This is a genomic window from Pseudarthrobacter sp. (genome assembly GCF_036675385.1).
Classification (GTDB): domain Bacteria; phylum Actinomycetota; class Actinomycetes; order Actinomycetales; family Micrococcaceae; genus Arthrobacter.
The window spans coordinates 78,804-90,612 of sequence record NZ_JAKFFD010000073.1; the positions used below are offsets into that span (position 1 = coordinate 78,804).

Sequence of the window (11,809 nt, forward strand, 5' to 3'; positions counted from 1 at the left end):
TAGTGGCAGATCCAGCAAGTTACAGGCCCCAGACGGGTGAAATTCCCACCAATCCCGGGGTGTACCGGTTCCGCGATCCCCACGGCCGGGTCATCTACGTAGGCAAAGCCAAAAGCCTTCGCTCCCGCCTGAACTCCTACTTCGCGAATCCGGCGGGCCTGCTGCCCAAAACCCACGCTATGGTTCACACGGCCAGCAGTGTCGAGTGGACAGTGGTGGGCAGCGAGCTGGAGTCGCTGCAGCTTGAATACACCTGGATCAAGGAATACAAGCCACGCTTCAACGTGGTCTTCCGCGACGACAAAACCTATCCGTACCTGGCCCTCACCATGAGCGAGAAGCTCCCCAGGGTCCAGGTCATGCGGGGGGACCGCCGCAAAGGCACACGGTACTTTGGCCCGTACACGGCCGGCGCGATCCGGGAAACCATGGACACCTTGCTGCGGGTTTTCCCCGTCCGCAGCTGCAGCGCCGGGGTCCTCAAACGGGCCCAGGCGAGCGGTCGGCCATGCCTGCTGGGCTACATCGACAAATGCTCGGCCCCCTGCGTTGGCCGGGTGACTCCCGAGGAACACCGGGCCCTGGCGGAGGACTTCTGCGCGTTTATGGGCGGCGAGGCCAAACGCTTCATCACCAAGCTCGAAAAGGAGATGGCCGACGCCGTCGGCACCCTCGACTACGAGCGTGCGGCGAGGCTCCGTGATGACATCGCCGCTCTTCGGAAGGTCTTTGAGCGCAACGCCGTGGTGCTCGCCGACGATACCGACGCCGATGTCTTCGCGCTGCACGAGGACGAGTTGGAGGCTGCCGTCCAGGTGTTCCACGTCAGGGGCGGCCGGATCCGCGGCCAGCGCGGCTGGGTGGTGGAAAAAGTGGAGGACGCCACCACCCCGGATCTCGTGGAACACCTGCTGCAGCAGGTCTACGGCGACGACGGCGACAGCCATGGCAGGCTTCCCCGCGAAGTCCTGGTGCCAGTCGAACCCAGCAACGCCGCGGAACTTACGGAATGGCTCGGCGGCCTGCGCGGAGCGAAGGTGGATGTCAGGGTGCCGCAGCGCGGCGACAAGGCCGCGCTCATGTCCACCGTCCGTGAAAACGCCGAGCACGCGCTCAAACTGCATAAGACCCGCCGCGCCGGGGACCTCACCGTGCGCTCCCAGGCACTGCAGGAGCTGCAGGAAGCCCTGGACCTTCCCGTGGCGCTCCTGCGGATCGAATGCTTCGACGTCTCCCACGTCCAGGGCACCAACGTCGTGGCGTCCATGGTGGTGGTCGAGGACGGGCTGCCCAAGAAGTCCGAATACCGGAAATTCTCCGTCACCGGGCCCGCCGCCGCAGACGACACCGCCGCCATGCACGACGTCCTGACCCGGCGCTTCCGGCATTACCTGCAGGACAAGTCGGCGCAGTCCGAGGCGTCCGCCCTGCCCGGGCACCAGGCCGCCTTGGAAGCAGCCGCTGCCGCGGTCCTGGACACCACTACGGCCGCCCCGCGGGCAAAATTCGCGTACCCGCCCAACCTGGTGGTGGTCGACGGCGGCAAGCCCCAGGTGAACGCCGCAGCCCGGGCCTTGGCGGACCTTGGCATTGAGGATGTCTACGTGGTGGGCCTGGCCAAACGCCTTGAGGAAGTCTGGCTGCCGGACAGCGACTTCCCCGTGATCCTGCCCAGGACGTCCCAGGGACTCTATCTGCTGCAGCGGATCCGTGACGAAGCCCACCGCTTCGCCATCACCTTCCACCGGCAGAAGCGCGGCAAGGCCATGACCGTCTCGGCGCTGGACGGAGTGCCGGGCCTTGGCGAGTCCAAACGCAAGGCCCTGCTCACCCATTTCGGATCCGTCAAAGGCGTGAAAGCCGCCACCGCGGCTGAGCTCACGGCGGCCAAGGGCATTGGACCATCCCTTGCCAACGCCATCGTGGCCCACTTCAGCGGCGATGACACGGCCGGCGATGCGCTTCGGGCCGTGAATATGGCCACCGGCGAAATCATTGAAACCTAGGTAGGGTAAGGAACGCAGGTTTCCGCCATTGCGGGCGCCTGCCTTCATCTGGACAGAAACGGGGCGGAACGAATGGCAGACTCTACGGCGGAATCCGGGACGGAGCAGGACGGGCTGACGCCGGTCAAGCCCCTCGAAGCGGAACTGCTGGTGGTCACCGGTATGTCAGGGGCAGGACGCAGCACCGCCGCGGACGCACTTGAGGACCATGGCTGGTATGTCGTGGAAAACCTGCCGCCGCAGATGCTCGGCACCCTGGCCGAGATTGTCTCCCACGCTCCGCAGTCCATTCCGCGGCTGGCCGTGGTGATGGATGTCCGCAGCAAAGGCCTCTTTGTCGACGTCCGCGCGGCCCTGGGGGCCCTCGCAGCCAGTGGTGTCAAGTTCCGCGTCCTTTTCCTCGACGCCAAAGACGACGTCCTGGTCCGCCGGTTCGAGCAGGGCCGCAGGCCCCATCCGCTCCAGGAAGGCGGCCGCATCCTCGACGGCATTGCAGCCGAACGGGAGGTGCTCAAGGAACTGCGCGACAGCTCCGACGTCGTACTGGATACCTCGACCTACAACGTCCACGCCCTGGCTACCGCCATCACGGAACTCTTTAGCGAAACCGGCCCGGTGGCACTGCGGCTCAACGTCATGAGCTTTGGCTTCAAGTACGGCCTGCCGGTGGATTCCAACTACGTTGCCGACGTCCGGTTCATCCCGAATCCGCACTGGGTCCCGCAGCTGCGCCCGCATACGGGCCTGGACAAGGACGTCAGCGATTATGTCCTCGAGGCGGAAGGGGTAAAGAACTTCGTGGACCGCTATGTCCTGGCGCTCGAGCCCGTCCTGGACGGTTACCGGCGCGAAAACAAGCACTACGCCACCATCGCCGTCGGCTGTACCGGCGGCAAGCACCGGTCCGTGGCCGTCGCCGTCGAGCTTTCCAAGAAACTGGCACAGTATCCGCGCGTGACCGTGACCACCACGCATCGGGATCTGGGCCGCGAGTAATGGGGATGCTCACCGGGCCCCTCCCGCTCGTACCGGTTTCCAGCGGAACGGCAGCCGGCCAGCAGGACAAAGGCCCCAACGTCGTGGCGCTCGGCGGCGGGCACGGACTGTCCGCTTCGCTCTCGGCGCTGCGGCTGCTCACCTCCGAGCTGACCGCCATTGTTACGGTGGCGGACGACGGCGGGTCTTCAGGGCGTCTACGCGACGAGTACGGCGTCCTCCCGCCCGGAGACCTGCGCATGGCGCTCTCCGCCTTGTGCGATGACACGGACTGGGGACGCACCTGGCGCGACGTGATGCAGCACCGTTTCCGGCCCGGCCAGGGCAGCGGCGGATCGCTGGACGAGCATGCAATGGGCAACCTGCTCATCGTCACCCTTTGGGAGCTGCTGGGCGACACCGTGGCCGGACTGAAGTGGGCCGGCGCCCTGCTCGGTGCCCGTGGCCAGGTCCTGCCCATGTCCACTGTTCCGCTGACCATTGAAGGTGACATCCGCGTCACTGCACCTGACGGCACGTTCGCGCTCCAGACAGTCCGCGGGCAGGCGCGGTGCGCCGTTGCCGGCTCGCTGGAGCACGTCCGGCTCCTGCCCGAACAGGCGCCGGCCTGCGTTGAAGCCCTGACAGCCATCGAACTGGCTGACTGGGTAATCCTGGGGCCGGGGTCCTGGTACACGTCCGTGCTGCCGCACCTGCTGCTCCCGGAAATGCGTGAAGCCCTGAGTGCCACTGCCGCAAAACGCTGCCTCACCATGAACCTGGCCACGGACACCAAGGAAACCACCGGCATGTCGGCGGCGGACCACCTATACGCACTGCGCCGGTATGCGCCGGACTTCAGCGTCGACGTCGTCCTGGCTGATCCCGCGTCGGTGCCGGACCGGCAGGAGTTCGAGAAAGCCGCCGGGATGATCGGCGCCGAGGTTGTCTTGGGTAAAGTGGGGGCGTCGGGCCGCCGACCCGTCCATGACCCCCTGCGTCTGGCAGCGGCGTACCACGACATTTTCGGGAACAGTTAGGAAGGTGCCATGGCACTGACATCATCGGTCAAGGAAGAACTGTCCCGTCTGGACATCAAGAAATCTTCAGTCCGCAAGGCAGAGGTGTCGGCAATGCTGCGCTTCGCCGGCGGCCTGCACATCATCTCGGGCAGGATCGTGATCGAAGCCGAGGTTGACCTCGCATCGACGGCGCGCAGGCTCCGGGCGGCCATCGCCGAGGTTTACGGCCACCAGAGCGAGATCATCGTCGTCTCCGGCGGCGGACTGCGCCGCGGCAGTCGGTACGTGGTGCGGGTAGTCCGCGACGGCGAGTCCCTGGCCCGGCAGACAGGCCTCCTGGACGGCCGCGGCCGGCCGGTGCGGGGGCTTCCCTCGGCCGTCGTCAACGGCTCGGCCGCCGACGCCGAGGCCGTGTGGCGTGGTGCTTTCCTGGCCCACGGGTCCCTCACGGAACCGGGCCGTTCGTCATCGCTTGAGGTCACCTGCCCGGGTCCCGAGTCGGCGCTTGCCCTCGTTGGTGCCGCCCGCCGTCTTGGCATCCAGGCCAAAGCCCGCGAAGTCAGGGGAGTGGACCGTGTGGTGATCCGCGACGGCGACACCATCGCCGCCCTGCTCATCCGCATGGGCGCCCACGATGCCCTGATGGTCTGGGAAGAACGCAGGATGCGCAAGGAAGTCAGGGCCACGGCCAACCGGCTGGCCAACTTTGACGACGCCAACCTGCGGCGCTCCGCCCAGGCGGCCGTGGCCGCCGGAGCCAGGGTGGACCGGGCGCTGGAGATCCTGGGCGACGATGTCCCGGACCACCTCAAATACGCCGGCGAACTCCGGGTGGCCCACAAACAGGCGAGCCTGGACGAGCTGGGGCGCCTGGCAGATCCGGTAATGACCAAGGACGCCATCGCCGGCCGCATCCGCCGGCTCCTGGCCATGGCGGATAAGCGGGCCATCGATTTGGGGATCCCTGGCACTGATGCCAATGTGACGCCTGAGATGCTGGACGAGTAGCGGCGCCCCTAGAATCAGAGCGTTCACCCTGATCTTCCGGATGCCAGTCATCCGGATGCACAATCCGAGAGTTACAACCCGGACAGACCGTCCACGACATTGGAGGATTTTGTGACCGAGTACGTACTGCCAGAACTCAGCTACGACTACGCGGCGCTTGAGCCGCACATTTCGGCGCGCATCATGGAGCTGCACCACAGCAAGCACCACGCTGCCTACGTTGCAGGTGCCAACAACGCCCTTGCCCAGCTGGCAGAGGCGCGCGACAAGGGCGATTTCGCCAACATCAACCGCCTCTCGAAGGACCTCGCGTTCCACACCGGCGGCCACATCAACCACTCGGTGTTCTGGAACAACCTGTCACCGGACGGCGGCGACAAGCCTGAGGGCGAGCTGGCGGCTGCCATCGATGACGCCTTCGGTTCCTTCGACGCCTTCCGCGCACAGTTCTCCGCGGCTGCCCTTGGCCTGCAGGGATCGGGCTGGGGCTTCCTGGCCTACGAGCCGATCGGTGGCAACCTGGTCATCGAGCAGCTCTACGACCAGCAGGGCAACGTGGCTCTCGGCACCACGCCGCTGCTGATGCTGGACATGTGGGAGCACGCCTTCTACCTGGACTACGTCAACGTCAAGGCTGACTACGTCAAGGCCTTCTGGAACATTGTCAACTGGGCCGATGTCGCCAAGCGCTTCGATGCTGCACGCACGAACGCCACGGGCCTCATCACCCTGCCGTAGTGACCCGCAGTACATGATCGTGTAACAAACTTCACATTTCGGCTTGATTTCGGCCGGAATGTGGAAGGTCCGCCCCCGCACTTGCGGGGGCGGACCTACTTAAACGTAAGATGGATCACGGAAGGCGGTCTGCCTTCAGCAATGTGGCTGGTCGCCCTCCGATCTGTTAATCATCTCTGCCCAATGGCGTGCGGGATCTGTTAGTTGGCTTCAACGCCCGCTCAACTAATTTGTGCTTAATCAAGCACCAAGGAGACTGAACAAGTGACGACCCGTATTGGTATCAACGGCTTCGGCCGCATCGGCCGCAACTACTTCCGCGCAGCCCTCGCACAGGGCGCGGACCTGGAGATCGTTGCCGTCAACGACCTCACCAGCCCTGAGGCACTGGCCCACCTGCTTAAGTACGACTCCGTCGGCGGCCGCCTGAAGGAAACCGTTGAAGTCAAGGACGGCAACATTGTCGTCGACGGCAACATCATCAAGGTTCTCGCCGAACGCGATCCCGCCAACCTGCCCTGGGGCGAGCTGGGCGTAGACATCGTCATCGAGTCCACCGGCTTCTTCACCAAGGCCGCTGCCGCGCAGAAGCACATCGACGCAGGCGCCAAGAAGGTCCTGATCTCCGCACCTGCCTCCGACGAGGACATCACCATCGTGATGGGCGTCAACGAGGGCCTGTACGACAACGCGGCGCACAACATCATTTCCAACGCGTCCTGCACCACCAACTGCCTGGGCCCGCTGGCCAAGGTCCTCAACGACACCTTCGGCATCGAGCGTGGCCTGATGACCACCATCCACGCCTACACGGCTGACCAGAACCTGCAGGACGGCCCGCACAACGACCTCCGGCGTGCCCGTGCCGCCGCCATCAACATGGTTCCCACCTCCACGGGTGCGGCCAAGGCGATCGGCCTGGTCCTGCCCGAGCTCAAGGGCAAGCTGGACGGCTTCGCCATCCGCGTGCCCGTCCCCACCGGCTCGGCCACCGACCTCACCGTCACGGTCTCCCGCGAGACCACCGTCGAGGAAGTCAACGCGGCGCTGAAGAAGGCTTCGGAGTCCGACGAGTTCCAGGGCATCCTGACCTACACGGACGCTCCGATCGTGTCCTCGGACATCGTCGGGGACCCGGCGTCGTCGATCTTCGACTCCGGCCTGACCAAGGTCATCGGCAACCAGGTCAAGGTTGTTTCCTGGTATGACAACGAATGGGGCTACTCCAACCGCCTCGTGGACCTCACGGAGCTCGTCGCAGCCAAGCTGGGCTAGGGTTAGACACATGACATTCCACACCCTCAACGAACTGATCGCTGAAGGTGTCCGCGGGCGGTACATTCTTGTCAGAAGTGACCTGAATGTGCCGCTCGACGGCTCTACAGTGACTGACGACGGCCGCATCAAGGCCTCTCTGCCAGTACTGGGAAAGCTCACGGACGCCGGTGCCCGCGTGCTGGTAACAGCCCACCTCGGACGCCCCAAGGGCGCTCCGGAGGAAAAGTACTCCCTCCGGCCTGCCGTAGCGCGGCTCGCCGAACTTGCCGCCTTCAAGGTCTCGCTCGCGCAGGACACCGTGGGCAGCTCCGCTAAGGAACTCGCCGCCTCCCTTCAGGACGGTGAGGTCCTCGTCCTGGAGAACGTGCGCTTCGACGCCCGGGAGACCAGCAAGGACGACGCCGAACGCGGCGCCTTGGCGGACGAACTGGTGGCCCTGACCGGGGCCAACGGCGCCTACGTTGACGACGCCTTTGGTGCCGTGCACCGCAAGCACGCCAGTGTCTACGACGTCGCCACCCGGCTCCCGTCCTACCAGGGCGATCTTGTTCACGCCGAGGTGGAGGTCCTGCGGAAGCTGACAGCTGACACGCAGCGGCCCTACGTGGTGGTGCTCGGCGGCTCCAAGGTCTCCGACAAGCTGGCGGTCATCGACAACCTCATCGGCAAGGCCGACACCATCCTGGTGGGCGGCGGCATGCTCTTCACGTTCCTGGCAGCAGAGGGCCACAGCGTGGCCGGCAGCCTCCTGGAAGAAGACCAGATCCCGGTTGTCCAGGACTACCTGAAACGCGCTGCCGGTGCCGGCACTGAATTCATTGTGCCCACCGACGTTGTGGTGGCCGGTAAGTTCGCGGCCGACGCTGACTACGAGACTGTCCCCGCGGACAGCATCGAAGGCAGCAGCTTCGGTGCCCAGGGCATCGGCCTGGACATTGGACCGGACTCTGCAGCCGCTTTTGCGGACCGCATCAAGGGCGCCAAAACGGTGTTCTGGAACGGGCCCATGGGCGTCTTTGAATTCGAAGCATTCTCCGGCGGAACCCGCGCCGTGGCCCAGGCCCTCACCGAGGTCGACGCGTTCACCGTGGTCGGCGGCGGCGACTCCGCTGCCGCCGTGCGGACGCTCGGCTTCGCTGATGACCAGTTCGGTCACATTTCCACCGGCGGCGGCGCCAGCCTGGAATATCTCGAAGGCAAGGAACTCCCGGGACTCAGCGTCCTGGACCGTTAGGAACCTGGACTGCCAAGTCCTCCGGCCGGCAGGGTGCCCGCGGGCACCCTGCCGGCCGCACACATATCAAGTACTTTTGGAGAACACGTGACTACGTCAACGAACGGCGCTTTTGACCGCACGCCTCTCATTGCAGGCAACTGGAAGATGAACATGGACCATGTCCAGGGCATCACCCTCCTGCAAAAACTGGCCTGGACCCTGTCCGACGCCAAGCACGACTACAACCGGGTTGAGGTGGCCGTCTTCCCGCCATTCACCGACCTCCGCGGTGTGCAGACCCTCGTCCAGGGAGATGAACTGGACATAGCCTACGGCGGCCAGGACCTCTCCCAGTTCGACTCGGGCGCCTACACGGGCGACACCTCCGGCCAGTTCCTGAACAAGCTGGGCTGCCGCTACGTCCTGGTGGGGCACAGTGAACGCCGCACCATCCACCAGGAATCCGACGAAGTGCTCAACGCCAAGGTCAAGGCAGCGTTCAAGCACAGTGTCACTCCGGTCCTTTGCGTGGGGGAAGGCCTGGAAATCCGCCAGGCCGGCACGCATGTCGAGCACACGCTGACACAGCTCCGGGCGAACGTCGCCGGTTTGACGGCCGAGCAGGCGGCAGAGCTTGTGGTGGCCTACGAGCCCGTTTGGGCCATCGGCACCGGTGAAGTGGCCGGGCCGGAGGACGCCCAGGAAATGTGCGCCGCCATCCGCGCGGAACTGGCCACGCTCTTCGGCGATGACGTTGCGGCGAAGATCCGTCTGCTCTACGGCGGCTCGGTCAAGGCCAATAATGTCGCCGCGATCCTGAAGGAACGCGACGTCGACGGCGTGTTGGTCGGCGGGGCAAGCCTCGATCCCGCGGAGTTTGCTAATATTGTCAGGTTCGAGAGTCACCTGGTGACGGACTAGTCCGTCACTCAGCTCCAGGCTCCCGCAATTCCAATCTTCTGAAAGGCCGTCGTGGACGTTCTTCATGTCATTCTGCAGATTCTCCTGGGCATCACCAGCCTTCTGCTGACCCTGCTTATCCTCCTCCACAAGGGCCGGGGTGGCGGGCTGTCGGACATGTTCGGCGGCGGTATGAGTTCCGGCCTCAGCTCCTCCGGTGTGGCCGAGCGGAACCTGAACAGGTTCACGGTCGTTCTGGGCGTTACCTGGGGCGTCGTGATCATCGCCCTTGGCCTGGTCATGCGCTTCAGCGGCGCAGGGGACTCATAGCTCCTGCAACTGATCGTCGCCCGGCACTGCCGCGATGGGGATCTCCGAACTAAACTGTGGCTGTTGGCTTCCAACAGCCACAGTTTTTGTTTAAGCAGCCAGGAGTCCCGATGGTACATAGTGCGTCAGCGTTCCGCGGCACCCGGGTGGGTGTCACAGAAGGATCCGGTCCCAAGAACCAGTCAGAAGCGGCCTCGGGCGAGAGGGTGCCCCGTATCAGGGTTTCTTTTTGGTGCGCCAAGGGGCATGAGACCCAGCTTGTTTTCCTGCGGTTGCCGGAGGAGCAGCTTCCCACGGTCTGGGACTGCCGGCGCTGCGGGGCTCCGGCATCACGGGACGGCAAGGAAGCCGACCTGCCGGACCCGCTGGACGAAGGCTTCAAGAGCCACCTTGAATACGTTAAAGAACGGCGCTCCGACCAGGACGCCGAAGCTGTCCTGGCCGGAGCGCTGGAAAAGCTACGCGCCGGCGGCGTCCTTCCGGACGAGCTGCTGCGGGACACGTGACGCTGCGTTTTCGTCGATGAGCCACAGCGTGCGGGAGGTCCCCCGCGGGCCGGCCGCCGGTACCTGTACCGGGTTGGCGCCAGCCAGGGCCAGGCCCACCGCGCCGGCCTTGTCCTCGCCGGCCACTACCATCCAGACCTCGGCAGCAGTGTTTATGGCGGGAAGCGTGAGCGAAATCCGCTGGGGCGGCGGCTTGGGGGAATTGCGGACGCCAACCACTGTCCGCTCCTTCTCCCGGATTCCGCCCTGCTCCGGGAAGAGCGAGGCAATGTGGGCGTCCGGGCCAACGCCCAGCAGCACAACGTCCAGCCGCGGCAGTACTCCCGGTTCGTCCGGACGGTCATCGGACATGTCGGCAGCGTGTTCGGCCTGGGCGGCTTCCCGGAGCCTGCGCGCGTAGTCCTCGGCGGCTTCTTCGGGCGTGTCGAAGTCATCCGAGGAGGCAGGCTGGTTGATCCTTGCAGGATCAACCGGAATGCTCGACAGGAGTGCAGCAAACGCCTGCCTCGTGTTCCGGTCGGGATGGTCCGCGGCAACAAAGCGCTCGTCACCCCACCAAAAGTTCACCTTGGACCAGTCCACGGCCGGCGCTGCCGGAGAATCCGCAACAGCCTTCAGCGTTCCGATGCCTACTGTGCCGCCGGTCAGCACCACCGTGGCCTCACCGTGCTTGTCCTGCACATCCACCAGCTTGGTGATCAGGCGGGCCGCAATGGCGGCCATCAGGACGGACGAATCAGGATGGATGCTAACTCTTGGCTCAACGCTCACTGGGTCGGACGCTCCTTAGATTGGTACGTGGCAGTCCAATAGTAATCACTTCGCCGAATACTTCGTCGGGGTCGAGGCGGCGGAGTTCTTCGGCGAGGCAGTCTTTGAGGCTGCGGCGTGGCAGGGAGATGCGCTGGGCGGGCTGTCCGGGCTGGGTCAGTTCCGCGACGGAGAGTCCGGGGCGGAAGAGCTGCACGTCGCCGCTGTGGCGGGTGAGCCTGACGCGGCGGATGCCGGTGCCGGCGGGGTCCGCAACGATGGTCACGGGCGCGTCCAGGGCCAAAGTCAGCCAGGCCGCGAGGAGGATGGTGGACGGGGAGTCGGAGGCGCCTTCGACGGCCACTGCGGTGACGGGGGAGGAGTCGACCTGGTCCAGGACTGCAGCGAGCTGGATCCGCCAGTTGGTGAGCCGGGTCCAGGCGAGGTCGGTGTCCCCGGCCTTGTAGGTGGCCCGGATGTTCTCCAGCGCCATTTGAGGGTCCGCTTCGTTCGCGGAGTCGGTGATCCGGCGGTGGGCGATCCGGCCCACGGAGGTTTCGCAGGCGTTCTCCGGCGCCCCGTGCGGCCACCAGGCCACGATCGGTGCGTCCGGCAGGAGCAGGGCCGCGACCAGGGATTCGCTTTCGTGGGCGAGCTCGCCGTAGCCGCGGAGCACGATGACCTCGGACGCGCCGGCGTCACCGCCGACCCTGATCTGCGCGTCGAGCCGGTTCGGGGCCTGGGCTCCGGCGTCGGCGAGGACGATGATCCGGCAGGGGTGTTCGCGGCTGGCCTCGTTCGCGGCCTCGATCGCTTCTTCCTCGAGCCCGGAGCGGGTCACGACCACCAGGGTCAGGACCCGGCCCAGGGCAATCACGCCGCCCTGCTCACGCAGGGCGGTGATCTTCTTGGAGATCTTCGAGGTGGTGGTGTCCGGCAAATCTACAATCATGGCCTTCTCCAGGTTCGTCCGTCGCGGGCCAGCAGTTCATCCGCCGAGGCAGGGCCCCAGGACCCCGGGGCGTAGGGCTCCGGCTGCTCTTTCAGTCCGGCCCAGTAGTCTTCAAAGGGGTCCAGGAT

13 protein-coding genes are annotated in these 11,809 nt (G+C 65.4%); 10 read left to right on the forward strand and 3 right to left on the reverse strand.

Annotation, left to right across the window (positions count from 1 at the left end):
* The first annotated feature begins 2 nt into the window (after window positions 1–2).
* The 10 genes from uvrC to V6M49_RS06080 all read left to right on the forward strand — a co-directional run bounded on the left by uvrC (window position 3) and on the right by V6M49_RS06080 (window position 9,979).
* Window positions 3–2,006, forward strand: a complete 2,004-nt coding sequence (gene uvrC / locus V6M49_RS06035) for an excinuclease ABC subunit UvrC (RefSeq protein WP_332760555.1) — start codon at window positions 3–5, stop codon at window positions 2,004–2,006.
* Window positions 2,007–2,078: 72 nt separating this feature from the next.
* Window positions 2,079–3,002 (forward strand): RNase adapter RapZ, encoded by a 924-nt coding sequence (rapZ, locus tag V6M49_RS06040; RefSeq protein WP_058932525.1) that lies wholly within the window; start codon window positions 2,079–2,081, stop codon window positions 3,000–3,002.
* A complete protein-coding gene (locus V6M49_RS06045) occupies window positions 3,002–4,021 on the forward strand; it encodes a gluconeogenesis factor YvcK family protein (RefSeq protein WP_141140571.1) in 1,020 nt (339 codons plus the stop codon). The genes rapZ and V6M49_RS06045 overlap by 1 nt, the downstream gene beginning before the upstream one ends.
* 9 nt (window positions 4,022–4,030) lie before the next feature.
* Complete coding sequence (whiA, locus tag V6M49_RS06050; protein WP_056339766.1) at window positions 4,031–5,011, forward strand: DNA-binding protein WhiA; 981 nt, start codon at window positions 4,031–4,033, stop codon at window positions 5,009–5,011.
* Window positions 5,012–5,122: 111 nt separating this feature from the next.
* A complete protein-coding gene (locus V6M49_RS06055) occupies window positions 5,123–5,749 on the forward strand; it encodes a superoxide dismutase (RefSeq protein WP_056339769.1) in 627 nt (208 codons plus the stop codon).
* Window positions 5,750–6,013: 264 nt separating this feature from the next.
* Window positions 6,014–7,024: a type I glyceraldehyde-3-phosphate dehydrogenase gene (gene gap, locus V6M49_RS06060; RefSeq protein WP_056339772.1), complete on the forward strand. Its 1,011-nt coding sequence runs from the start codon at window positions 6,014–6,016 to the stop codon at window positions 7,022–7,024.
* A 10-nt stretch (window positions 7,025–7,034) separates the two neighbouring features.
* A complete protein-coding gene (locus V6M49_RS06065; protein ID WP_332760556.1) occupies window positions 7,035–8,261 on the forward strand; it encodes a phosphoglycerate kinase in 1,227 nt (408 codons plus the stop codon).
* A gap of 87 nt (window positions 8,262–8,348) precedes the next feature.
* The gene (gene tpiA / locus V6M49_RS06070; RefSeq protein WP_141140574.1) at window positions 8,349–9,164 is read left to right on the forward strand and encodes a triose-phosphate isomerase; all 816 of its coding nucleotides are present in this window, start codon (window positions 8,349–8,351) and stop codon (window positions 9,162–9,164) included.
* A gap of 51 nt (window positions 9,165–9,215) precedes the next feature.
* A complete protein-coding gene (gene secG, locus V6M49_RS06075) occupies window positions 9,216–9,473 on the forward strand; it encodes a preprotein translocase subunit SecG (RefSeq protein WP_056339782.1) in 258 nt (85 codons plus the stop codon).
* A 110-nt stretch (window positions 9,474–9,583) separates the two neighbouring features.
* Window positions 9,584–9,979: an RNA polymerase-binding protein RbpA gene (locus V6M49_RS06080; protein ID WP_141140575.1), complete on the forward strand. Its 396-nt coding sequence runs from the start codon at window positions 9,584–9,586 to the stop codon at window positions 9,977–9,979.
* Here V6M49_RS06080 and pgl read toward each other — a convergent pair.
* The 3 genes from pgl to V6M49_RS06095 form a co-directional block, all read right to left on the reverse strand.
* On the reverse strand, window positions 9,932–10,750 hold the full coding sequence (gene pgl / locus V6M49_RS06085; protein ID WP_332760557.1) for a 6-phosphogluconolactonase: 819 nt from the start codon (window positions 10,748–10,750) through the stop codon (window positions 9,932–9,934). The genes V6M49_RS06080 and pgl overlap by 48 nt on opposite strands.
* The gene (locus tag V6M49_RS06090; RefSeq protein ID WP_141140577.1) at window positions 10,740–11,681 is read right to left on the reverse strand and encodes a glucose-6-phosphate dehydrogenase assembly protein OpcA; all 942 of its coding nucleotides are present in this window, start codon (window positions 11,679–11,681) and stop codon (window positions 10,740–10,742) included. Before V6M49_RS06090 ends, pgl begins: the two co-directional genes overlap by 11 nt.
* Window positions 11,678–11,809 (reverse strand): hypothetical protein (locus V6M49_RS06095; RefSeq protein ID WP_332760560.1); only part of this gene is annotated, 132 nt, incomplete at its 5' end. The genes V6M49_RS06090 and V6M49_RS06095, both read right to left, overlap by 4 nt.

Excerpts from the sequence above, each read along its gene's own strand:
- rapZ (WP_058932525.1), top strand. The coding sequence starts at position 2,079 with ATGGCAGACTCTACGGCGGAATCCGGGACGGAGCAGGACGGGCTGACG.
- V6M49_RS06045 (WP_141140571.1), top strand. The coding sequence starts at position 3,002 with ATGGGGATGCTCACCGGGCCCCTCCCGCTCGTACCGGTTTCCAGCGGA.
- whiA (WP_056339766.1), top strand. The coding sequence starts at position 4,031 with ATGGCACTGACATCATCGGTCAAGGAAGAACTGTCCCGTCTGGACATC.
- V6M49_RS06065 (WP_332760556.1), top strand. The coding sequence starts at position 7,035 with ATGACATTCCACACCCTCAACGAACTGATCGCTGAAGGTGTCCGCGGG.
- V6M49_RS06080 (WP_141140575.1), top strand. The coding sequence starts at position 9,584 with ATGGTACATAGTGCGTCAGCGTTCCGCGGCACCCGGGTGGGTGTCACA.
- V6M49_RS06090 (WP_141140577.1), bottom strand. The coding sequence starts at position 11,681 with ATGATTGTAGATTTGCCGGACACCACCACCTCGAAGATCTCCAAGAAG.